Genomic DNA, 23,070 nt, shown 5'->3' on the forward strand with positions numbered 1-23,070 from the left:
CCGGGCCGCCCCGAAGCGCCGCCGCACCCCGGCTCCCCCGTACGGGCCTGTGGCGGCCCGGCGGGCAGCGGGGCCGTCCGCCGCGCCGGACCGAAGCCTCTCGGCCATGTCCGCGGACCCGGCCCCACCACGGACGACGGCGGGGGCCCGCGCCGACCGTGCGGGAGGGCCGTGAGAACTGCCGGTGGCACCGCGAGAGCCGCCGGTGGCGCCGCAGTGATCCAGGCCGAAACACGGCTGGTGTCGCCTGCGGGCCGGGCGTGAGGTGGGAACGGGCGGGCGCACGGGGCCCGGGGGAGGGGAGCGGGGAACGTGGCAGGGCAACGACCGGGCACGCCGGTGGAGGAGTTCGCGCGGTTCCTGCGCGGGCTGACACGGCTGCTCGACGAGACGGCCGGGTGGTACGGGGTCTTCACGCTCCGCGACCCCGAAGGGATGCGGGCCTGCCTGGACGGGGCGGACCTACCGCCCTGGGACGTGGTGGAGTCGCTGCTGCACGACCTCGCGGAACGGTGCGGCGCATACACCGTACGCACCGCCGGGCCACGGGCGCGCCGGCTCCACCACGAGGCGGTCGCCGCGTACGACGCCCGGCCGGACGCCGCCGCCCGTCTGGCGGACCGGCTGGACGCGATGCTGCGCGAACGGCAGTACGCGGCGCTGCGCGGACGGGATCTGCTCGCCTCGCTGCGCACGGCGGCCGGCGGCTCCGAGACCGGGCGGCTGACCGACGAACTGGCCTGGGCCCGTGACGACCACGTACGGGCCGGGGCCCGGGTGCGCGAACTCCAAGGCCGCATCGACGCGTTGACCGAACGAGTGGCAGCCCACCGCTTCACGGAAGGCACGGACGGTCCCGCCACGGATACGGACACGGAAACGGATACGGGGGCGGGTATGGGGACGGGGAGTGCGGGTGAGGGCGAGCGGACCGACGGCGGCGTACGGAGGGGCCGCCGCGGCTGGTTCCGTACGGACGCGGACCGGGCGCCCAAGGGGCCTGCGCACAAACACCGTTCGGGAAGCACGCCGCCGTCCGTGAAGGAGCCCGACGCGCTCCCCACGCCGCTGCCCACGAAGGAGCCCGACGCGCTCCCCACGCCGCCCCGCACCCCCGTCGAGCCACCCGCCCCGCCCGCTCCGCGCACCCCCACCAGCGCCGCTCGGCTCGCCCGGCTGCGGGCGGCCGGGCGCGGTGGTGAGGCGCACGCCCTGTTGTGTGCCGCCGCGCACGCGCACCCCGCCGAGCTGCCCGCCCTCATAGGGGAGTTGGAGAGTGCCGGGCTGGTGGCGGAGGTGCCGACACTGCTCTGGGAGGCGGCCTGTCTGCCGCCCGCCCGGCTCGCCGCTGCCGCCGACGCGCTCGCCGCCGCGGGGCGTACCGCCGAGAGTGCGCGCCTGCTGCGCCAGGGGGTCACCCGCCCCGTCGAGGAAGTGGCGGACACGGCGCTGGCGCTGCTCGGCGCGGGCCGCCCGGCCCAGGCCCGTGAACTGTTCGCGGCACTGGTCCGGGCCCGTACGCCCGAAGAGGCGGTGGCGGCGACCGCGAGCGCGCCGGGCGAGCTGGCCCCGCTGCTCCTGGACGCCGCCGCCGGTGTCTCGCCGCACCGCCACCGCGACATCACCCACGCCTTGCGCGCCGGCGGGGCGGGCGGCTGACCCGCCCCCCCCGGCACCCACCGGCCGGTCCGGGGCCCGTCGCACCGTCCGGTCCGCGGTTCGCCGCACCGCCTGTGCGGGAGATGGTCTTGCCTCGCCGCTGCACGAGGCCTACGGTCGCCTCCACACGCGTAGATCCGCCTGGCCCGTGGCCGACGGCTCGACGAAGGAGCAGCTCATGGCCGATGTTGTCCGTAACGTCGTACGTGCCGCACTGGTTCAGGCGTCCTGGACCGGCGACACCGATTCGATGATCGCGAAGCACGAGGAACACGCCAGGGCGGCGGCCGCGCAGGGCGCGCAGGTGATCGGCTTCCAAGAGGTCTTCAATGCCCCGTACTTCTGCCAGGTCCAGGAGCCGGAGCACTACCGCTGGGCCGAGCCGGTGCCGGACGGCCCCACCACCCGCCGGATGCAGGAACTGGCCCGCGAGACCGGCATGGTGATCGTGGTGCCGGTCTTCGAGGTCGAGCAGTCCGGCTTCTACTACAACACCGCCGCCGTCATCGACGCCGACGGCACGGTGCTCGGCACCTACCGCAAGCACCACATCCCGCAGGTCAAGGGCTTCTGGGAGAAGTACTACTTCAAGCCGGGCAACCTCGGCTGGCCGGTCTTCGACACCGCCGTCGGCCGGATCGGCGTCTACATCTGCTACGACCGCCACTTCCCCGAGGGATGGCGCCAGCTCGGCCTGAACGGCGCGCAGCTCGTCTACAACCCCTCCGCCACCTCCCGTGGCCTCTCCGCCTACCTGTGGCAGCTCGAACAGCCCGCCGCCGCGGTGGCCAACGAGTACTTCGTCGCCGCGATCAACCGGGTCGGCGTCGAGGAGTACGGCGACAACGACTTCTACGGGACGAGCTACTTCGTGGACCCGCGCGGCCGGTTCGTCGGCGATGTCGCCAGCGACACCAAGGAGGAGCTGGTCGTACGCGACCTGGACTTCGGCCTGATCGACGAGGTGCGCCAGCAGTGGGCCTTCTACCGGGACCGCCGCCCCGACGCGTACGAGGGCCTGGTCCGGCCCTGACGGCCGCGCGGCCCCGGCACGGCTCCGGGGCCGCGCGGCCGGCTGCCGGGGCCCTGGCCGAGGCGCTGCGGGAGGCCGGGCGCAGACCGGCACCCGCCTGAGGCGGTCAGCCGATGGATTGCGCGGTGGGGAATTACCGCGGAAGGCGGAAGGCGGAAGCGGGAGCCGGAACCAAAAAGACGCGAGCCGGAAACTTACCCGTTCGGGTGAAGTTCCGGCTCGCGTCTTACGCGGTCCTGCCGTCGCGGCGGCGGTCGGGTGGGACCGGCCTGCCTACGGGCGGGAATCAGGCGAGGACGATGTTCTCCGCCTGCGGGCCCTTCTGGCCCTGCGTGACGTCGAAGCTGACCTTCTGGCCCTCCATGAGCTCACGGAAGCCCTGGGCCTGAATGTTCGAGTAGTGGGCGAAGACGTCGGCGCCGCCGCCGTCCTGCTCGATGAAGCCGAAGCCCTTTTCGGAGTTGAACCACTTCACGGTGCCGGTTGCCATGTCTGTATCCTTCGATCGAGGCAGTTGAGGAATCCGCACTGTGCGGAATCCAGGGTCGCCGCAATTGAGCCCATCCGGATGAGACCGGCAGAAACAAAATGCGCCCGACGGTCACATACCGTCAGGCGCACATAACGTTTATGGGTACCAAAACTGCAACTGATTTGACGGTAGCACGGAATCCGTCGCCGGAACAGTACCGACCGTGACCCCGGGTGTCGCCGGCGCGGCGGCACCCGGGGAGCGGGGCCCGGCCCCGGCCGTCAGATCGTCGCGGTGTCGATCACGAAGCGGTAGCGGACGTCGCTGGCGAGCACCCGCTCGTACGCCTCGTTGATCCGGTCCGCGCTGATCACCTCGACCTCCGAGGTGATGCCGTGCTCGCCGCAGAAGTCCAGCATCTCCTGGGTCTCCTCCAGGCCGCCGATCAGCGAGCCGGCGAAGGACCGGCGGTTGCCGATCAGGGCGAACGGCGCGACCGGCAGCGGGTGCTCCGGGACGCCGAGCTGGACGAGCGTACCGTCGGTACGCAGCAGGCCCAGGTAGGCGTTGAGGTCGAGCTGCGCGGAGACGGTGTTGACGATCAGGTCGAAGCGGTTCGCCAGCTTCTCGAAGGTCGCCGGGTCGGACGTGGCGTAGTAGTGGTCGGCGCCGAGCCGCAGGCCGTCCTCCTGCTTGCGCAGCGACTGGCTCAGCACGGTGACCTCGGCCCCCATCGCGTGGGCGATCTTGACGCCCATGTGGCCGAGGCCGCCGAGGCCCACGACGGCGACCTTCTTGCCGGGGCCGGCCTTCCAGTGCGCCAGCGGCGAGTACAGGGTGATGCCGGCGCAGAGCAGCGGCGCGGCGGCGTCCAGCGGCAGGCTGTCCGGGATGCGCAGCGCGTACTGCTCGTCGACGACGAGGTGGGTGGAGTAGCCGCCCTGGGTGGGCCGGCCGTCGCGGCCGACGGCGTTGTACGTGCCGACCTGGCCCAGCTCGCCGGTGCAGTGCTGCTGGAGGCCGGCCAGGCAGTTCTCGCACGTGCGGCAGGAGTCGACGAAGCAGCCCACGCCGACCCGGTCGCCGACCGCGTACCGGGTCACCTCGGCGCCGACCGCGCTGACCACGCCCGCGATCTCGTGGCCGGGGACGACGGGGAAGTGCCCGCCGTCGCCCCACTCCGCCCGCACGGTGTGGATGTCGGAGTGGCAGATGCCCGCGAATGCGATGTCGATGAGGATGTCGTGCGCGTCCAGCTCACGGCGCTCGATGGTGGTGCGCTCCAGCGGAGCCTTCGGGGCGGGCGCTGCGTATGCGGGGACAGAGGTGCGGTTCATGCTCTCCAGCGTGGACTTGCATGCCCGAGGCAACCAGTGCCCTGTTGAACCTACGCTCGGCGTTCCTACCACTGCGAGGACCACCCTGGCGCAGGTCCGCGGACCGCCCCGGCCATACGGCGGTGGGCGCCCGGCGGCCCTCGCCACCGCTTCCGGGACGGCGACCCGCCATAATCGAGGGATGGACCAGCGCACCGAACTGAGCGAATTCCTCCGCTCCCGTCGCGCCAGGCTCCAGCCCGAGGACGTCGGCCTGGCCCACCACGGCGGGCGGCGCAGGGTGCCCGGCCTGCGACGGGAGGAACTGGCGCAGCTCGCGGGAGTCAGCGTGGCGTACTACATACGCCTCGAACAGGGGCGGGGGCGGAACGTCTCCGCCGCGGTGCTGGACTCGGTCTCCGACGTGCTGCGGCTGTCCCGGGCCGAGCGCTCCCATCTGGACCACCTGGTCAGGCCGGTCTCCCGGCACCACCGCCCGGCTCCGCGGCCGCAGCGGATACGGCCCGCCGTCCAGGATCTGATCGACGCGATGGACGGCGTCCCGGCGTACGTGATCGGGCGGCGACTGGACATCCTCGGGTGGAACCGGCTGGCCCGCGCGCTCCTCGGCGACTTCGCCGCGATGCCCCCCGGCGAGCGCAATCTGGCCTGGCAGCTCTTCCTCGCCCCGGCGACGCGCGAGCTGTACGCCGACTGGGCGGGGAAGGCGGCGCACGTCGTCGCCCACCTGCGGCGGGACGTCGGCCGGTTCCCCGGCGATCCGAAGCTGTGCGCGCTGATCGGTGAGCTGTCCGCGCGAAGCGCGGACTTCCGGCGGATCTGGGCGGCCCACGACGTCCAGGACAAGGGCTTCGGCCACAAGCGGCTGACGCACCCGGTGGCGGGGCCGCTGTCCCTCGCGTACGAGACGCTCGCGCTGCCGGCCGACCCGGACCAGCAGGTGGTCACGTACCACGCCGAGCCCGGATCGGCCTCGGCGCGGGCGCTGCGCCGGCTGGCGGAGCGGGTGGCGGAGGCGGACGCCGGCCGTACGGAGCGGCCGGCGGAACGGGTGTCCTCGATGACGTGAAAGCGACGGCGCGGTCTGTCGTGCGGGCGCCCGGCTGGGTACCGTACGACTGGGCCCCGCCGTGAGTATTCCGGCGGGGCCCGCCAAGTGCCGGGCGCCCGGCACCCGCCGTCCGTACGATCGGGCGGGCACGCTCGTTCCCCCGCTCCACCGCGCGTCTTTACTTCTCCATTACCTCTACAGTGCTGTAGATTTTTGGTTCCCGGCCGGTGGCGGCGGCCGCCGCCCTGCCCAAGGCATGCCATCCCGACGCAGGAGTGACAGCACATGACCGTGAACCTGGACAAGGGTCAGAAGATCAGTCTGAGCAAGTCCGGCGGAGGCGAACTCAGCGTCGTGCGGATGGGACTCGGCTGGCAGGCCGCCGCCCGCAAGGGCTTCCTCGCCAAGCTGATGGCCCGAGAGATCGACCTGGACGCCTCGGCCGTGCTCTTCGCCGGCCAGGAGCCCGTCGACGTCGTCTTCTTCCAGCACCTGGTCAGCGACGACGGCTCCGTACGCCACACCGGTGACAACCTGGTGGGCGGCGCGGGGCAGGGCGGCGACGACGAGGCGATCCTCGTCGACCTCCAGCGGGTGCCCGCCCGCGTCGACCAGATCGTCTTCACGGTGAACTCCTTCACCGGTCAGACCTTCGCCGAGGTGCAGAACGCGTTCTGCCGCCTGGTCGACGAGACCAACGGCCAGGAGCTGGCCCGCTACACCCTGACCGGCGGCGGCCCGTACACCGCGCAGATCATGGCGAAGGTCCGCCGCTCCGGCGGTGGCTGGGAGATGGCCGCCATCGGTGAACCCGCCGCCGGCCGCACCTTCCAGGACCTGATGCCGGCCATCGCCTCGCATCTCTGAGCACTCCGAGCACTCTGAGCACTCCGAGCACTCCGAGCGCGATGCACGACGAAGGGCGCGCCCGCGCGGCGCGCCCTTCCGTGTGCCGCGTGTCCCGTGCGTCAGCCGACGTTGACGCCGTAGTCGGTGGCGATCCCGGCCAGCCCGGACGCGTACCCCTGGCCGATGGCCCGGAACTTCCACTCGCCGCCGCGCCGGTAGAGGGCGCCGAAGACCATCGCCGTCTCGCCCGCGGCGTCGTACGACAGCTCGTAGCGGCACATCTCACGGCCGGTCAGGTTGTCGACGACGCGGATGTACGCGTCCTCGACCTGGCCGAAGCTCTGGCCGCGCCGCTCGGCGTCGTGGATGGAGACGGTGAAGACGACCTGGCCGGTCTCCTCGCCGAGGCGGTCCAGGTCGACGAGGATCTGCTCGTCGTCGCCGTCGCCCTCGCCGGTGAGGTTGTCGCCGGTGTGCCGGACCGCCCCGTCCGGGCTGGCCAGGTTGTTGTAGAAGACGAAGTGCGCGTCGGACAGGACGCGTTGGTCGGTGCCGCAGACGACCGCCGAGGCGTCGAGGTCGAAGTCGGCACCGGCGGCGGGCCGGGCGTCCCAGCCCAGGCCGACGGTGACGTCCGCGAGGGGAGTGCCGTCCTGGTTGAGGACGACGTTCTGGCCCTTGCTGAGGCTGACGCCCATGGTGCTGTGTCTCCTGTTGCGTGTGTGCGGTCCGGTGTGTCGTGTTTCCCCCACCGGGCAACGCGGCGGGTCACAGCAAGGTTCCCGAGTTGCGCAAGCAATGAAGTAATGAGGCCGACGGCCGGACCATTCCCCCTGAACTGCGGACATGGTGTTGCCACGGCGGGTGACATGCTTCTACGGTCTGCTGCACGGCCGCGCTCTACGGGTGTAGACCGGTCATGACGCGGCGTCACCTGGGGCGGGCCGCCCGGACGGCAGTGCACGCCGGGCCGTGTCCCTTCCGGCGCCGCACCACTGGTGTGTGTGGAAGGGAGAACCGGAAGCATGACCCGTACAGTCATCCGCGGCGGCCTGGTCGTCACCGCCGCCGATGAGATCCATGCCGATGTCCTGGTCGAGGACGGCAGGATCGCCGCCCTCGCCGCGCACGGCACGACCACCGCCGAGAGCTGGACCGAGGGCGCCGACCGCACCATCGACGCCACGGGGAAGTACGTCATCCCGGGCGGCGTGGACGCCCACACCCACATGGACTTCCCGTTCGGCGGGACGTTCTCCTCCGACACCTTCGAGACCGGCACCCGGGCGGCGGCCTGGGGCGGTACCACCACGATCGTGGACTTCGCCGTCCAGACGCGCGGCCAGGCGCTGCGCGAGGGCCTGGACACCTGGCACGCCAAGGCCGACGCCCAGTGCGCCGTCGACTACGCCTTCCACATGATCCTCTCCGATGTGAACGAACACTCGCTCAAGGAGCTGGACCTGCTGGTCGAGGAAGGCGTGACCTCGTTCAAGCTGTTCACCGCCTACCCCGGCGTCTTCTACAGCGACGACGGCCGGATCCTGCGCGCCATGCAGCGGTCGGCGGGCAACGGCGGACTGGTCATGATGCACGCCGAGAACGGCATCGCCATCGACGTCCTCGTCGAACAGGCCCTGGCCGAGGGCCGGACCGACCCCCGCCACCACGGTGAGGTGCGCAGTGCGTTGCTGGAGGCCGAGGCCACCCACCGCACGATCCAGCTCGCCCGGGTCGCCGGCGCACCGCTGTACGTCGTGCACGTCTCGGCCGAGGAAGCCGTCGCCGAACTGGCGCAGGCCCGCGACAAGGGCCTCAACGTCTTCGGCGAGACCTGCCCGCAGTATCTGTTCCTGTCCACCGACAACCTGGCCGAGCCGGACTTCGAGGGCGCCAAGTACGTCTGCAGCACGCCCCTGCGCCCCAGGGAGCACCAGGCGGCGCTGTGGCGCGGACTGCGCACCAACGACCTCCAGGTGGTCTCCACCGACCACTGTCCGTTCTGCTTCAAGGGGCAGAAGGAATTGGGCCGCGGCGACTTCTCCAAGATCCCCAACGGGATGCCGGGCGTCGAACACCGCATGGACCTGCTGCACCAGGGCGTCGTGGACGGACACATCGGCCGCCGCCGCTGGATCGAGATCGCCTGCGCCGCACCGGCCCGGATGTTCGGCCTCTACCCGAAGAAGGGCACCATCGCACCCGGCGCCGACGCCGACATCGTCATCTACGACCCGGCCGCCGAGCAGGTCATCTCCGCCGCCACCCACCACATGAACGTCGACTACTCGGCCTACGAGGGGCGCACGGTCACCGGGCGCGTGGAGACCGTCCTCTCGCGCGGCGAGACCGTCATCGACCAGCGGCGTTACACCGGGCGCGCGGGGCACGGCCAGTACACCCCGCGCGGCACCTGCCAGTACCTGAACTGAGGAGGCCGAGATGGACTTCGGAGTCGTCCTGCAGACCGACCCGCCCGCATCCGACGTCGTCGCCACCATGCGCCGCGCCGAGCAGCAAGGCTTCCGCTACGGCTGGACCTTCGACTCCTCCGTGCTGTGGCAGGAGCCGTTCGTCATCTACAGCCGCATCCTGGAACACACCGAACGCCTCACCGTCGGCCCGATGGTCACCAACCCCTCCACCCGCACCCCGGAGGTCACCGCCTCCACCTTCGCCACCCTCAACGACATGTACGGCAACCGCACCGTCTGCGGCATCGGCCGCGGCGACTCCGCCATGCGGGTGGCCGGCCGCACCCCCAACACCCTGGCCCGCCTCGGCGAGTCGATCCGGATCATCCGGGACCTCGCGGAGGGCCGGGAGACCGACGTGGGCGGTCATCCGCTGCGCATCCCGTGGGTGCGCGACGGGCGGCTGCCGGTGTGGATGGCCGCGTACGGGCCCAAGGCCCTGAAGATGACCGGGGAACTGGCGGACGGTTTCATCCTCCAACTGGCCGACCCGTTCCTGACCGAATGGATGGTCAAGGCGGTCCGCGACGCCGCGACGGCGGCCGGCCGCGACCCGTCGGACGTCACGATCTGCGTCGCGGCGCCCGCGTACGTCGGCGACGACCTCGCCCACGCGCGCGAGCAGTGCCGATGGTTCGGCGGCATGGTCGGCAACCACGTCGCGGATCTCGTCAGCCGGTACGGCGAGCACTCCGGCATGGTGCCCGAGGCGCTCACCGCGTACATCAAGGAACGCGAGGGTTACGACTACGCCCACCACGGGCGCTCGGGCAACCCGGACACCGCCTTCGTGCCGGACGAGATCGTGGACCGCTTCTGCCTGCTCGGGCCGCCCGAGGCGCAGCGCGACAAGCTGCGCGCGCTGCGGGAGCTGGGCGTCGACCAGTTCGCGCTGTACGCGATGCACGACGCCAGGGACGCCACGATCGACGCGTACGGCGAGCGGATCATTCCGGAGTTCGCGGGCTGACCGCCCGCCGGGGGAGGAGGAGCGGATGCGCGTCGCCGTGGTCGGTTCGGGCATCGTCGGTGCGAGTGCCGCCTGGCACGCGGCCGGGCTGGGCGCGGACGTGGTGCTGGCCGGCCGGGCCCAGCCCGGCGAGGCCACCGCGGCCGGCGCGGGCATCGTCTGCCCCTGGGCCGCCGCGCACGACGACGCGGACTGGTTCCGCGTCGCCGCCGAGGGCGCGCGGTACCACCCCGTCCTGGCCGCCGAACTCGCCGAGGCGGGCGAACGCGACTTCGGCCACCGCGCCGTCGGCGCGCTCGCCCTGGCCGCCGACGACGCGGACCTGCACCGCATCCGCCGACGGGTGCTCGAACGGCGGCGCGGCACCGCGGACACCGGCGAGGTGGACCTCCTCGGCGAGTCCGAGGTGCGCGCGCTGTTCCCGCCGCTCGGCCCCGGCGCCCGGGCCGTACGGATAGCCGCCGGAGCGCGCGTCGACGGCGGGCGGCTGCGGGACGCGCTGCTGCGCCAGGCCCGGCTGCGGGGCGCCGGCCTGCGCACCGGGCGCGCGGCGCTGCTGCGTACGGGAGACCGCGTCACCGGCATCGAGGTGGACGGCGAGCACCTCGCCGCGGACGCGGTCGTCGTCGCGGCCGGGGCCTGGGCGGCGGAACTGCTGGCGCCGGTGGGCGTCACCGTACGGGTCGCACCGCAGCGCGGCCAGCTCGTCCACCTGTCCCTGCCCGGCGCGGACACCGGGCGCTGGCCCGTCGTCATGCCGCGCGCCACCGGGCACTACCTGGTCCCGTTCGACGGCTCGCGGATCGTGGCGGGCGCCACCCGGGAGACCGGCACCGGGTTCGACCACCGGGTGACGGCGGCGGGCCTGGCCGAGGTGCTGACCGAGGCCTTGGCCGTCGCCCCCGGGCTGGCGGGCGCCACGCACCTGGAGACGCGCGTCGGCTTCCGGCCCGTCGGCCCGGACATCCGTCCGCTGCTCGGCCGCGTCCCCGGGCTGGACGGCCTGGTCGTCGCCGACGGACTCGGCCCCACCGGACTGACCGTCGGGCCGTGGGCGGGACGCGTCGCCGCACTGCTCGCGACGGGCGCTGACCCGGGACTGGACCTGGGGCCGTACGACCCCGTGCGCTGACCCGGGGCCGGGGCCGGGTCCGTACGTCCGGGTGCGCCGACCCGGCGCACGGTGCGGATGGGGGCGCACAGGACGCGCGCAGGCGCGCGGGGGCGCGCACCAACTCACCCGTCCCTCCCAACTCTTTGCCCACTCCTGATGCACCCCATACGAGGCGGCCTTGGAGCTTCACCGCCGATGCGAGGACCATGGACCGTATGAGGCGCCCCCCATTGGAGTCACCCTTCGGCACCGCTGTCCGCACGACGACCGTTCCGGCCGGCCGGCTCTCCCACGTGCGGTGGATCGCCGGCGGCACCGGAGCGGGCAAGAGCACGCTGGCGATAATCCTGGCCCGGCGCCACGGCGCCGTGATCTACCGCGGTGACCTCGCCCAGCACACCTGGCTGCCCCGCTGCACCCCACGGCAGCACCCGCACTTCCACGCGGCCCGCGACGAGCCGCCCGGCTCCCTGTGGGACAGCCGCAGCCCCGACGAGGCGTGCGGGTTCGCGCAGCGCGTGGTCGCCGAGACGTTCGCGTTCGAGGTCGAGGACCTCCTCGCGATGCCCACCGACCGGCCCGTCCTGGTGGACTGGTTCGGCAACCTGCCGAGCCAGATCGCACCCCTGCTCACCCGCCCCGACCAGGCGGTCTTCCTGCTCCCCACACCGGAGTTCCGCATGGCGGCGCTACGGGCCCGGCGCAGCGTCCCGGTGCGTTCCCTGGTGAGCTGGGGCAGCCGGGCACCGGAAGCCACCCTGGCCAAACGGCTGGCCCGGGACGAACTGTGGGACGCCGAAGTGCGCCGCCAGGCGGCCGCCCACGGAAACACAGTGATCACCATGGACGGCGGCCGCCCGGCCGGCGACCTCGCCGACGAGGTGGCGGCCCGCTTCCGGCTGGGGACGGCGGCGTAGGAGCGGCGGCCGGGGCGGCTCTGCCGGCGTGGTCCCTGGGGGCTATCGCTGGAGCCGTAGCGGGTGGGCCGTCTCGTAACTCGGCGAGCGGCAAAGCCCCGGTCTTTCTTCAGTGCACGGGTCTTCAGCGCCGAGGAGACACAAGGTTCGTCTGGCGCTGCGCTGGGCGTCATGGTCATGGCACCCTCGCCGTCCATTCCTCGCTGCTGTACTTGGTCAGGGCGAGTTCTTCGGCGCGTGCCATCTCCTCGTCCGTGACGTGCCCCCGCGTGAGGCCGTAGCGGGTGCTGAAGGAGGCGAGCATACGGTCGATGACCTCGCTGCGTGGCAGGCCGGTCTGGCGGCGCAGCGGATCGACGCGCTTCTTGGCGCTCTTGGTGCCCTTGTCGGACATCTTCTCCTTGCCGATGCGCAATACATCGAGCATCTTGTCGGCGTCGATGTCGTACGACATCGTCACGTGATGCAGTACCGCGCCGTCACCGCCGGCAAGTCGCTTCTGCGCGGCACCGGCGATCTTGCCTTCCTTCGAGGTGATGTCATTCAGGGGCTGATACCAGGCCTTGATTCCCATGTCGCCGAGCGCGTTCAGAACCCAGTCGTCGAGGTATGCGTAGGAGTCGGCGAACGACAGGCCGGAGACGAGGGAGGCCGGTACCGAAAGGGAGTATGTGATGGTGTTCTCAGCCTCTACGAACATGGCCCCACCACCCGAAATCCGTCGCACCACGGTGACTCCGTGTCGCGCTGCCCCGTCCGGGTCCACTTCATTGCGGAGAGACTGGAAGCTGCCGATGATGACGGCTGGACTGCCCCATTCCCAGACGCGAAGAGTGGGGGCGCGGCGTCCGGCGGCAACCTCCTCGGTGAGGACCTGGTCGAGGGCCATGTGCAGGGCGGGAGACTGGGGCGGCTCGTGGATGAGCTGCCAGTCGTAGTCCGTCCAATCCGTGGCTTGAGCCAGGGCCCGGCGCACGGAAATCGCGACTCCTTCCGCCGTGATGCCGTACATCACCGTGTGCGGAGGGAGCGCCGCCTCGATTCGTGCAGCGAGTCCCGCGGCGTCGGTGTCGGCAGGGGCGCCTTCGAGGGCGTGGTCGATGGCCGTGAGAGCCTCGTCGGGTTCGAGGAAGAAGTCACCTGCCACCCGCACGTTGCGCAGCATGCCATCCTGATTGTCCAGGTCCACGACTACGAGCTTCCCCCCAGGAACCTTGTATTCGCCGTGCATATGACTTCCCTCCATCGTCGTAATCAACCCAACAGTATCGCGTCAGGGGATGCCGCATTTTGCGCATCTTTTACGTCGAGGGGATAGCGGCGCATGGCAGCGTCGACAGTGCCTGGGCCTGATGGGATTGGCCTCGGTGATTCCGGTTGCCGGCCGAGGGCGCGTGGGGAAACAAGCGAGGAGCAGGAGGCGCCGGGTGACATTCCTCTACGGGGCACTGCTCTGTGGCGGGCGGCCGAGCAATGACCGGCTCAGACGGGCATGGTGCTGACCGCAGTGGCAGCGGGGCTGGGTCTGGAGCCGGGGCGGCCGGCGGTCCAGGGATGAACCGGCCGTAACGATCACGGGCCCATTTCGCGACGATCGTCACAACCGGAGATTCAGCGGCAGCCCGCGAGAGCCGGCGCGCCATCTGCCACACGACTTCCCGGCCCACACCACCGTCTTGATACGCGTAAACCGCGAACTCTCGGAAACCAAGTGACTCAGTCGCCCTTGAAGCGTCAGTGCTACAGCTCGCGGCCGCCGAACGCGCCCGAGCCATCGGCCGCGGACCAGGCTGCCGTCAGACTGGCCTGATCCAGCGTCCGCCAGTCCGGGGTGTCCTGCACCAGGAGCCGTCCCAGCCGCCGCCCCAGCTTGACCATCGCCTGACCGGTCATACCGCGTTCGGCGCCGTACGCGTCCAGCGCGTCCGGCCGCTCCGTCACGGCGCGCAGAGCGGTCTCCAGGGCGGCGGCGTCCTGCAGTGCCTTCACCGCGCCGCCGGCCGTGTGCGGGCGCGCGACGGTGGCCGCATCACCCGCGAGCAGCAGCCGCCCGACGGTGTAACGCGGCGCGGTGAAGTCGTACATCGGCTGGATGAACTGCTCCTCGCGCGGCGTCAGCCGGATCAGCCCGCCCCAGTAAGGCGGCAGCAACACGTCGGCGATGTAGGCGAGATGGGTGTGCAGCGCGTCGGTGAGGGTGCCGGGCGGCAGGCTGGTGGGGGTGTCCAGCGCCAGGTCGAGACCGGCGGGCGGGGCGGTGTACACGACCCAGTTGGCGCGGTGGCCGCCCTTACCGTCCGGGATGCGGTAGATGATGACGTGACCGCCGGGGAAGACGACGTACATGCAGTCCTCCACCGCCCAGGGGGTGGCCGGCAGACCCGGGAAGTCGAGTTCCGCCAGCCGCTCGGCCGGGACGGCGCCGCGCCAGGCCAGATAGCCGGCGTAGCCGGGCCCTACCTCGGGAAACGCGGCGCGGCGGACCGTCGAGCGATAGCCGTCCGCGCCGATGACCAGGTCGAAGCGTTCCGTACGGTGCTCGGCGTGCGGCCGTGCGCCCCCGCTCTCGCTGCCGCCGCCGTCGTCGAGTTGCAGGGTCGCCCCGTCCGCGGAGTCGCTGGCCCCCGCCACCCGTACGCCCGGCCGGAAGACGGTGTCCTCCGGCAGCCGCTGCCGTAACTCCCGCCAGAGCGGCCCCCAGCAGTACGAGCGGAACGGGAAGGGCAGGACGGCGAGTGTGCGGCCGAGCGGTGCGGCGCCGTCGCGGTGGCACCAGCGGCGGGTGGTTAGCTGCACCCAGGGCATCGCGGTGTCCAGGTATCCGGCGGCCGCGAGTTCGGCATACCGGGCGTTGTGCATCACCAGGCCGACGCCGCGGTCCGCGAGGCGGTCGCTGGTGCGTTCAAGGACGGTGATCCGGCCCGCGCCGGCGCGATGCGCGGCCAGAGCCGTGGCGCAGCCGGCGATACTGCCGCCCACGACGGCGACATCGGCTCCCGCGATCTGGATGCGATCCGAGTTCATACGGAGGTTCCCCCTGCACTCTCCAGCGGCCGGTGGGGCGGCTCGTGGCTGCCCTGCTCCTCCAGCCCTTCCCGGTCACGGGCCAGGTCGACGCGGAACTCTTGCGTGTGCCATGGCACACGCACCGACCAGGTGGTGTCGCGAATGAACCGCTTTCTCTTGCCCTGGACGTACGGGACGGCGCGCCTGGTGAACTCCGCGCCCCGGAAGGCGTCATAGCGGTAGACGGCCTTGACCGGACCGGTCGTGCCCACCTGAAGCCGCGGATCCGGGATCTGCGGCAGCGCCGCGGGGGCCGGAGCGGCACTCACCATCGACGAGGTCATCCGTGCCGTTCCCACCGCCGAGGTGCTGTTGCTCGTGTTCACGATCATGATCACGCTCTGGCTCCTTCCGTGATGCGCCGGAGTTGCGCCCGTGGAGGTGTACGCCCCTTCCACCTGTCAGTGGATCATCCGGCGGGAGCGGGCACCAGCTTCCGAATGATCAGCGGCTCGGCGAGAATCGTGTCCAGTACCTGCCTCAGGTGGTGGAAGTGCGGGGTGGTGAAGTGTTCGGCGAGCGCCTGAGGTCCCGTCCATTCCTCCACGAGCACCATGCGGGCGGGCTCGTGGGGGTCGACGTAGGGGCGGTAGGTGAGGCACCCGGGCTCGTCCAGAGACGGCGCGATCATCGCCTCCAGGGCGGTGCGGAGCCGGTCCTCCTGACCGGTCTTGGCCAGGGCCTCGGCGACGACAATGAGGGACATGAGGGGCGGTCTCCTTGCGTGACGGCGACCGGTTACGGGCGTGCGGGTCGGAGCGAACTCGGCACGGCCCACGGGCCGCGACGGGGACACGTGTCGGCCGTACGCTGTGCCGGAACGTCCCGTGGGCATAGGGGAAGAGGGGTGGGGGCGGCTGCTGTCAGCGGCGGGTCTGCAGACCGCCGCCGAGGAGGTACCGGCCGACCATCTCGAAGTTGGCCGGTGCCAGTTGAATGTGCTTGATCACGGTGTGGATATCGCGGAAGCAGCGCTCCAGTGGGTGAGCGCGATAAGAAGAGGTGGCCCCCGACAGTTCGTGGACCGTATCGACGGCAACCGTGGCGGCCTCCGCCGCCTTGGCGCACGAGACCCGGATCAGCGCGGAGAGCTCGTCACCCCCGGTCTCGCTGAACTGATCGGCGTGCCGGACTGCGTCAGCGACGAGGCAGTGTGCCGAACGCACCTCTACGCGGGCCCTGGCAAGCCGGTCCTGCACCGTGTGGCTGTTGCTGAGCGTGATCGTTCCTTCAGAAGGAATCTTGGACATGGCCAACTCGGTGAAGACGTCCAGGGCTCGGTCGGCAATGCCGAGCGCCGTGGCAGCGGCGAGAAAGGGACCGAAGTCGTAGTAGCCGATGCCGTAGGCCCGTGATGCGCACTTCGGCGGTGGTGCCACCAACGCGGCGTTGCCGACGGTGTGCGCTTCGGTCACGAACACCTGGTCCATCTCATAGTCGATCGACGCGGTTGCGGCCAAGCCTGTCGTGTACCAGGTGTCGAGCGGTTTCACCTCGGCTACGGGGGTGAACAGCATGCGGACCTCGCCGGCGGTCTCGCCGTTCGTGATCCGGGCGGCGGAGACGATCCATGCCGCGCCGGCGAATCCGGAAGCGAACCCCCAGCGCCCGGACAGCCGGTAGCCCCCCGGGACCTTCTCCGCGGTTCCCGTGGGGTGCACCGAGCCGACGACGAGCTTGTCGTGGTGGGAGAAGATGAGGCGAGCGGCATCTTCGGACAGGTAATCCGTGATGCGTCCGATCGCGCTCTGCACTCCGATTTGCCATGCGACTGAGGCGTCATGGCGAGCAATGAGTCCGATGACGCTCATCGCAGCGGAAAGGGGAGCTTGCCCACCACCGAGTGAACGGGAAACGCACATGCGATGCAGGCCGAATTCGGCAATTCTTGCGTAGACCTCGGGTGAAGAGGCCCGGGCCGCCTCAGCCTTGTCCCGATCGGCGTCGACCGTGGGGAGGATCTTCTCTGCGCGTGCGGTCCACTCGGCCACGGCTTCGGAATGCGGTGGCCGGGAAAATAACGTCGGCACCTTCGCGGCAGGTGGCATGGTTACATCTCTCCATTTCCTGGTCTCGAAAGCAAGCTCGTTCCTCGGCCAAGGTGGTACGGATACGCGGCTTCCCTCTGGAGGCAGCTCCACGCGGTGGTCGGCGGGGCGGTGTCGTCTTCGACTTCGGCGGACGAGGTGCGCAAGCCGGCCGGAGGGTCCGGCTGGGCGGACAGTATGCCGACGCCGATGGTGGGGGAGGGGCGGACGCGTGCTGGGTCGAACTTACTGAGTCAACGCGTTGTACACCACCGGCGATTGTGCAGAAGAGCAGAACCGTGCGAGATGCCTTTCTCGGAACGTGCTGCGCCGGCCGGCGCGCCTACACGGTCAGGCCATCCGTCGGGAAGCAACGACACGGACGCGGGGCACGGCTGGATCGCAGAGACAGGGGGAGGGGCTTACCGGCGCTCGTTCCCTGAGCGGATGCGGACGAGGTCCCGGGCGAAGATGGCCGATGCCGCCTTGAGTACTTCATTGGTGCGTCGTAACTCGGCCACCTCTACACGGAGTTCGTCGAGCTCTCGCCGTTCGCTCGGTGTGAGGGCAGTGTCTTGATCCGCTCGCCTTCTGGGGCTGCGGACATCGCCCGCAGGCCGGTCGGCGGACGGGGGCGGTGGAGAGGTCGGGGGCGGCCCGGGGGCGGGCTCCAGTGCGTCGGTCAGCTCGTGCCAGCGGCGCACCCACGGTGCGGCATCGGCGCCGCACGCCTCCACGTAGGCGATGGTGACTTCCAGTGAGGGTTTGCGCACGCCACGCGCTGCCTCCGCGAGGGTCGCGACGGAATAGTGCGCTTGCTCGGCGAGCGTGTGATAGGGAGGGTTGCCACATTGCAGCCGCAGTTGACGCAATTCGTGAGCGAACGTCTCCAATGAGCCGTCTGCTGGATCGAGTGGCCGTTCAGGCCTCGCCATCACTACCCCCTTTGGGCCTCAAGCTGCCCCATGTGCGTGCTGTGTCGTTGCGGGACCTGCGCGGGCCTGGCCCCCACATCCGACCGGAACGACTGGTGAGGCTGCCGTTGGCCGCCGTACAACCTCGCGTGTGGATCCGTCTGTTGTTCGCAACCGCAGTCTAAAAGGTTGATCAAGTCCTTACCTGCGGGAGGTGTCCGGAAACCTCCGGTGCCGGCTGGCGGCCACGTCTCCGGAGGTGTGCCTGGGTGGCGGGGGGTGGGGCTCCGTGCGCTGGGCGGCGTTGACCGGAACCGTGTCGGGGCGTGTCCAGGAGGAGGTTCACGCCCGGAGGAGCACTTCTGCACAACGCAGGTGGGTCAAGCTCGGCCATGGTCACTCGACTTGGGTTGCTGGTGGGCGATGAATACGTCGCGCACAGAGTGTGATCGAGCGGGCTCAGGCGCCCAGATGCCGAGGTCCCCAGGGGGCCGGGCGCACGGGCCCGGGGGCCTCGAAGGTCAGGAGCCGGTTCCCCGGAACGCGCGATGGCCGGCCGGGGCCCTCTGCATGGGCAGGGCTGAGCTTTCCCGGGTTCCGTACCGGCAGGTTGTGTGTTTTCAGGCGGCGTTCGCCGTGTCGGGAAGTTCCGTAAGGATGCGTACGGCGAGCCGACGGCCTGCCGACGTCCGGCGTTTCGTCAGGCGTCGCGACATCGAATAGGGCTTGCGGGGCGAGGAGTCGAAGTAATGACGGAAAGGTAGGTCGCGTGCCATTCGAAGGTGACCTGCTCTTCCCTGTGCTGGGTGAATGTGGTTCGATGGCGATAGGTTAATGGTGATGAGCGTTGTCGCCGGCCGAATGGCTTGTACCCTGTGTACTCGAAGCGCGCGGGCGGAATGCTCGTAATCGACGCGAAGTGCATCTCAAAGATGGGACGAGCGCCAAGATGACAAAACTACTCCCGCCGGCTTCTGCGCACCTGGACGATGGTGTCGACGAGCCGCTTCTTGTGCAGCAGTTGATCGCCGAGCACATGAAAACGCTCGACCGTACCGAACCGTTCTGCGAGGTGAAGTTCGCGGCATTGGAGACCGCCCTGCTATTGCTGCGTGCCGATTGCGCATCTGAGGGCCGGAGCTGCGAATACATCGATGTGCTGCGGGAGGCACTCGGATCCGCGCGAGCGACGGTCGTTGCCGCTGGATGTGTCCTCACCAAAACGATGGACCGCCACCGGACCCATCGGTGCGACTGCTGAGGAATTGAGGGAATCCGTCACCGCAGCGACGGTCGTGGGCCCGTACGCCGACTCCGAGCTCTCCGGATACGGGCCCCCGCACCGAGCCGAACTGGTGGAGGATGGAGATCACCGTGCGGCCCCTCTGGCAGTGCGGCGCGCGATTGCTCGATCCGGCGGGTGGCCGAAGAGCCCGTCGGGGCTGTCGCCTTGTCGAGAACGACGATGTGCGGGTCGATGAGCAGGAGTTGAGCGAGCGCCAGGCTGTTGAGCCGGCAGGTACGGGCACGGGGCGGCGCCCGTGCCGTTTTTCGTGTTCAGCCCTTCGGGTGGCGCGCGTACCCAGCCCTTCACCAGCACGGTGCGCAAGGCGTCCCACGGCTTGCCGCCCCAGGTGAGCAGCTCTTTCAGGGGCTCACCTGGGGCGGCATACAGAGGGCCCCCGCGGCGGCGATGGCCTCGCGGCAGCCGACGGCCCGCAGAGCCGCGGCCACTCGTGGGGGCCGGAATGGCGCGAGCGGCCGTCAGACGAGCAGTGCGCGGAGAGCGGCGCGGTGATCGGCCGCCAGCCGTTGGATCGTGCGGTGGTGGTGCAGGGCGGTGGAGTACCACCACTCGACGCACAGCACACCGTCGTCCGTGGTGACGATCACCTCGATGAGGTGCGGGCGCACCCAGTCGGGCGCGGTGATGTCGCCGACGGGTTCGTCGGCGACATCCAACAGGAGCTCGCCGAGGGGGACGTCGTCCGCGTCGCTCCCCTCGTAGTCGTAGGAGACGGCGCTGGGCTCGGCGCCGCGCAGCGCGGCGGAGATCCGCGGGCGGCCGTGTTGGCGCAGCGCGCCGTGGCCCACGCCGCCGGTGGGCAGGGCCGCCAGGTGCCCGTGGGTGCGGGCGACGCGCTCGTGCGGGGTGCCGGGGGACAGGTCCAGGCTGATGGGGACCGTGGTGGTGAACCAGCCGGTGGTGCGGGTCAGGTCGACGTCGCCGACCGTCTCCTCCCGGCCGTGGCTCAGGATGTCCAGGCGCACTGCGTCGCCGCCGCGCCAGGCCGCCAGCGTCTCGCCGAGGGCGTGCAGCACCACCTCTCCCGGGTGGCAGCCGAGGAGTCCGGGGGCCCTGGTGAGCAGTGCCTCGGTCTCCTCCTTGGTGAACTCCTCGCGGTGGGTGGCGGCGGTGGCGGCGGTGTTGGCGGCCCACGGGTCGGCGTGCGGGACGTCGAGGGGCACGTGGCCGGGGGTCCGGGCCACCCGGTTCCACCACACCGCCTCCTGCTCGGCCTCCGGGGTCCGGGCGTACGCGGCCAGCGCCTCGGCCCACCGCAGGTACGGGGTGCCCTCGTCGCAGCGGGCCTCGGTGTCGCCGGCGGCGAGCCGCAGATAGAGGTCCTGGAGGTCGGCGAGCAGCACCGACCACGAGAGCATGTCGACGGTGAGTTGGTGGGCGACGACCAGGAGCCGTCCCCGGCGGCCGGACCCGGCGTCGAACCACACGACGCGCAGGACCCGGCCGGCCCGCAGGTCGAGCGAGCGCTGTTCCACGGCGCACCGCAGGGTGACGGCTTCCGAAAGCCGGTCGTCGGGGGTTTCGGTGAGGTCGACGACGTCGAAGACGTCGGGCAGCCGGTCGTCGGCGCCCAGCGCTTCGGCCCGCTGTTCCGGGCGGCGGGCGGGCTTGGCGTCGAAGGCCAGCCGCAGCGACTGGTGCCCGGCGACGAGGCGCCGCACGGCGTCCTGGAGGGTGGTGGGGTCCACGTCGGGGCCGGTGGTGAACAGCATGGCCTGGTTCCACTGGTCCCGCTGCGGCGGCTGGGTTTCCCACGCCTGTTCCTGGGGCGGGGCCAGGACGGTGAAGGGGTGGGCCAGACCGTGGGCGGAGGGTCCGCGCCGCGTGCCGGCGCGCTCCAGGACCAGGCGGACCAGCCCGGGCAGGGTGAGCGCGTCGGCGAGCAGGTCGCGCAGCGGGACGTGGACACCGAAGACCTGGTCGACCTGGCGCGCGGCCCGGATCAGGTCGAGCGAGTCCACTCCGAGGTCGCGCAGCGGCGCTTCGGGGTCGGGATCGGGCACCAGTGCGGCCTCTTCGAGCCAGGCGGTCAGGTGCGCGGTGACGTCCTCGCGGTCGGGTGCCCGGGACTCCGGGGCCGTGGTGGCGGGCGGGTGCGCGGGAGTCACCGCCGGCCCTCCGTACGGGAGGTGCGGCCGGGCCGTTCGACGAGGAAGGGGCCGACGGCCAGGGCGTCCATGGGCAGCCGGTGGAAGGTGTCCAGGGCGTCGCGCGGGCTGCATACCACGGGTTCCTCGCGGCCGTTGAAGGAGGTGTTGAGTACCACGGCGCTGCCGGTGGCCCGGCCGACCTCGCCGATCAGCCGGTGGTACAGCGGGTCGGTGTGCCGGGAGACGGTCTGCGGGCGGGTGGTGCGGTCGCTGTGGACCACGGCGGGCATCACCGCGGCACCCCGCTCGGTGACCGGCGTGGTGACGATCATGTACGGCAGGGGGGTGTCGGTGCCTATCAGCCCGGGGGCCGCTTCCTCCTGCATGCTCGGGGCGAACGGCCGCCACGCCTCCCGGTCCTTGATCCGCACGTTGACGTGGTCGCGGGTGGCCTCGGGGGAGGGCACGGCCAGCATGCTGCGGTGGCCGAGCGCGCGCGGGCCGCCCTCGGCCCGGCCCTGGTGCCAGCCCACGACGGCTCCGGAGGCGAGGAGCCCGGCGGTGGCCGCCGCGATGTCGTCGTGCTCGGTGTAGGCGGTGCCGCTCGCGTCGAGGACGTCCCGGATCTGCCCGGCGCTCCACTGCGGACCCCACGCCACGGAGCCGGTCATGGGCGCGATGCGGTCGCCTTCCTGGGCGGCGACCCAGATGGCCGCGCCGAGCGAGACGCCCTGGTCGCCGGCGAGCGGCTGGACGAACAGGTCCTGGACCTCGGGCAGCCGCATCAGCTTGCCGTTGAGGGTGGCGTTGAAGCCCACGCCGCCCGCGACCATGAGAGTGCTTTCGCCGCTCTCCCGCAGCAGCGCCCGCACACTGTCGATCACGCAACGCTCCAGCGCGGCCTGGGCGGTGGCCGCGATGTCGCGGTACTCGAACGGGTCGTGGTCGGTGACCTTGCGGTAGCGGCCCAGCTCCGGGAGGAAGCGGCGGGTGGCCTTGTTGGGCGGCCGGCGCAGCGTCTTCTCCAGGTGCGCCATCCAGTGCCGGATGGTCGCCGCCTCCTCGTCGGTGCTGCCCTTGGCCAGCAGGTCCCGCGGCACCGGGCCGACGGTGAAGCCGTCGTCGGCGAAGGTGAACGCGCCGCCGAAGGTGAGGTCCTGGGGGCTGCCGTAGGAGGCGAGGCCCATCATCTTGCCGGCCGCGTCGGCGCCGAGTCCCACGTACTCGCAGACCGCGGAGTAGAAGTAGCCGAGCGACCAGCCGGGCGCGTAGCTGCGCAGCGGTTTGATGACGCCGTCGATGCCGACGGCCAGTGTGGTGGACTCGTCCTCGCCCTGGCCGTCGAGCACGAGGATGGCGCCGCGGTCGCGGCCGGAGAGGTGGTACGCGCTCGCGGCGTGCGCCATGTGGTGGTTGACGAAGGTCAGCCGCGGGTCCCGGGTGCGGGGGAACAGCTTGGCGGGCAGGAGGTGTTCGAGGGCGGCGGCGTCGTGGGGGAACCACTCCAGGCCGCGGTCGGCGAAGAGCTTGGGCATGTCCCAGCCGTGCGCGACGACGTCCACGTCATCCAGGGTGAGGCCGCCCTCGGCCAGGCAGTAGGCGACGGCGTGCAACGGCGCCTCACCGTAGGCGTGTTTGTTGCGGGTGAAGCGCTCCTCCTCCGCCAGCGCGACCACTTCGCCGTCCACGACGAGGCAGGCCGCGCCGTCGTGGCTGGCGCCCGGCCAGCCGTTGATTCCGAGAACACGCATGGTCCATCCCTTGGGTCTGTGGGGTCGTCGGGCCCGCGCT

The 23,070-nt window shown here is 71.2% G+C and carries 20 protein-coding genes; 9 read left to right on the forward strand and 11 right to left on the reverse strand.

All coding sequences use genetic code 11. From position 1 onward, the window contains the following. Window positions 1-312 precede the first annotated feature (312 nt). A complete protein-coding gene (locus ACH4EB_RS06065) occupies window positions 313-1,659 on the forward strand; it encodes a hypothetical protein (RefSeq protein ID WP_398346120.1) in 1,347 nt (448 codons plus the stop codon). A gap of 178 nt (window positions 1,660-1,837) precedes the next feature. Next, complete coding sequence (locus tag ACH4EB_RS06070; RefSeq protein ID WP_398346121.1) at window positions 1,838-2,692, forward strand: nitrilase-related carbon-nitrogen hydrolase; 855 nt, start codon at window positions 1,838-1,840, stop codon at window positions 2,690-2,692. A gap of 286 nt (window positions 2,693-2,978) precedes the next feature. Here ACH4EB_RS06070 and ACH4EB_RS06075 read toward each other — a convergent pair whose 3' ends face one another. After that, window positions 2,979-3,182 (reverse strand): cold-shock protein, encoded by a 204-nt coding sequence (locus ACH4EB_RS06075; RefSeq protein WP_398346122.1) that lies wholly within the window; start codon window positions 3,180-3,182, stop codon window positions 2,979-2,981. Between the two features lie 263 nt (window positions 3,183-3,445). Next, complete coding sequence (locus ACH4EB_RS06080; protein WP_398346123.1) at window positions 3,446-4,501, reverse strand: NAD(P)-dependent alcohol dehydrogenase; 1,056 nt, start codon at window positions 4,499-4,501, stop codon at window positions 3,446-3,448. A gap of 181 nt (window positions 4,502-4,682) precedes the next feature. On the opposite strand from ACH4EB_RS06080, the gene ACH4EB_RS06085 reads away from it, so the two are divergent. Beyond that, window positions 4,683-5,570, forward strand: coding sequence for a helix-turn-helix domain-containing protein (locus tag ACH4EB_RS06085; protein WP_398346124.1), 888 nt, complete (start codon window positions 4,683-4,685; stop codon window positions 5,568-5,570). 267 nt (window positions 5,571-5,837) lie between these two features. Then, window positions 5,838-6,419 (forward strand): TerD family protein, encoded by a 582-nt coding sequence (locus ACH4EB_RS06090; protein ID WP_398346126.1) that lies wholly within the window; start codon window positions 5,838-5,840, stop codon window positions 6,417-6,419. 101 nt (window positions 6,420-6,520) lie between these two features. On the opposite strand, the gene ACH4EB_RS06095 is transcribed toward ACH4EB_RS06090, so the two are convergent. Then, a complete protein-coding gene (locus ACH4EB_RS06095; RefSeq protein ID WP_398346127.1) occupies window positions 6,521-7,099 on the reverse strand; it encodes a TerD family protein in 579 nt (192 codons plus the stop codon). Between the two features lie 327 nt (window positions 7,100-7,426). Here ACH4EB_RS06095 and hydA point away from each other — a divergent pair, with 327 nt between their 5' ends. From hydA to ACH4EB_RS06115, 4 genes are all read left to right on the forward strand, one after another. Further along, window positions 7,427-8,833: a dihydropyrimidinase gene (hydA, locus tag ACH4EB_RS06100; protein WP_398346128.1), complete on the forward strand. Its 1,407-nt coding sequence runs from the start codon at window positions 7,427-7,429 to the stop codon at window positions 8,831-8,833. 10 nt (window positions 8,834-8,843) lie between these two features. After that, window positions 8,844-9,845 (forward strand): TIGR03842 family LLM class F420-dependent oxidoreductase, encoded by a 1,002-nt coding sequence (locus ACH4EB_RS06105; RefSeq protein WP_398346129.1) that lies wholly within the window; start codon window positions 8,844-8,846, stop codon window positions 9,843-9,845. A gap of 25 nt (window positions 9,846-9,870) precedes the next feature. Continuing rightward, the gene (locus ACH4EB_RS06110) at window positions 9,871-10,977 is read left to right on the forward strand and encodes an NAD(P)/FAD-dependent oxidoreductase (protein WP_398346130.1); all 1,107 of its coding nucleotides are present in this window, start codon (window positions 9,871-9,873) and stop codon (window positions 10,975-10,977) included. A gap of 197 nt (window positions 10,978-11,174) precedes the next feature. Further along, window positions 11,175-11,876 (forward strand): hypothetical protein, encoded by a 702-nt coding sequence (locus ACH4EB_RS06115; RefSeq protein ID WP_398346131.1) that lies wholly within the window; start codon window positions 11,175-11,177, stop codon window positions 11,874-11,876. A 175-nt stretch (window positions 11,877-12,051) separates the two neighbouring features. Here the strand turns inward: ACH4EB_RS06115 and ACH4EB_RS06120 are convergent, their stop codons facing one another. From ACH4EB_RS06120 to ACH4EB_RS06145, 6 genes are all read right to left on the reverse strand, one after another. Then, window positions 12,052-13,107 (reverse strand): biotin/lipoate A/B protein ligase family protein, encoded by a 1,056-nt coding sequence (locus tag ACH4EB_RS06120; RefSeq protein WP_398346132.1) that lies wholly within the window; start codon window positions 13,105-13,107, stop codon window positions 12,052-12,054. Between the two features lie 509 nt (window positions 13,108-13,616). Then, window positions 13,617-14,900 (reverse strand): FAD-dependent oxidoreductase, encoded by a 1,284-nt coding sequence (locus tag ACH4EB_RS06125; RefSeq protein WP_398346133.1) that lies wholly within the window; start codon window positions 14,898-14,900, stop codon window positions 13,617-13,619. Continuing rightward, on the reverse strand, window positions 14,897-15,280 hold the full coding sequence (locus tag ACH4EB_RS06130) for a hypothetical protein (protein ID WP_398346134.1): 384 nt from the start codon (window positions 15,278-15,280) through the stop codon (window positions 14,897-14,899). Before ACH4EB_RS06130 ends, ACH4EB_RS06125 begins: the two co-directional genes overlap by 4 nt. Before the next feature lie 71 nt (window positions 15,281-15,351). Then, window positions 15,352-15,648, reverse strand: a complete 297-nt coding sequence (locus tag ACH4EB_RS06135) for a putative quinol monooxygenase (RefSeq protein WP_398346135.1) — start codon at window positions 15,646-15,648, stop codon at window positions 15,352-15,354. Window positions 15,649-15,805: 157 nt separating this feature from the next. Next, complete coding sequence (locus ACH4EB_RS06140) at window positions 15,806-16,990, reverse strand: acyl-CoA dehydrogenase family protein (RefSeq protein ID WP_398346136.1); 1,185 nt, start codon at window positions 16,988-16,990, stop codon at window positions 15,806-15,808. A 401-nt stretch (window positions 16,991-17,391) separates the two neighbouring features. Further along, window positions 17,392-17,904 carry a helix-turn-helix domain-containing protein gene (locus ACH4EB_RS06145; protein ID WP_398346137.1) on the reverse strand — a complete coding sequence of 171 codons (513 nt, stop codon included), beginning with the start codon at window positions 17,902-17,904 and terminating at the stop codon, window positions 17,392-17,394. 928 nt (window positions 17,905-18,832) lie between these two features. Between ACH4EB_RS06145 and ACH4EB_RS06150 the strand changes: the two genes are divergently transcribed. Continuing rightward, window positions 18,833-19,144, forward strand: coding sequence for a hypothetical protein (locus ACH4EB_RS06150; protein WP_398346138.1), 312 nt, complete (start codon window positions 18,833-18,835; stop codon window positions 19,142-19,144). Between the two features lie 503 nt (window positions 19,145-19,647). On the opposite strand, the gene ACH4EB_RS06155 is transcribed toward ACH4EB_RS06150, so the two are convergent. Then, window positions 19,648-21,297 carry a condensation domain-containing protein gene (locus tag ACH4EB_RS06155; RefSeq protein WP_398346139.1) on the reverse strand — a complete coding sequence of 550 codons (1,650 nt, stop codon included), beginning with the start codon at window positions 21,295-21,297 and terminating at the stop codon, window positions 19,648-19,650. Then, window positions 21,294-23,030 (reverse strand): carbamoyltransferase, encoded by a 1,737-nt coding sequence (locus tag ACH4EB_RS06160; RefSeq protein WP_398346140.1) that lies wholly within the window; start codon window positions 23,028-23,030, stop codon window positions 21,294-21,296. Before ACH4EB_RS06160 ends, ACH4EB_RS06155 begins: the two co-directional genes overlap by 4 nt. Window positions 23,031-23,070 lie beyond the last annotated feature (40 nt).

The sequence above is a fragment of the Streptomyces sp. NPDC018045 genome (assembly GCF_044327445.1).
In the GTDB taxonomy this organism is placed as follows: domain Bacteria; phylum Actinomycetota; class Actinomycetes; order Streptomycetales; family Streptomycetaceae; genus Streptomyces.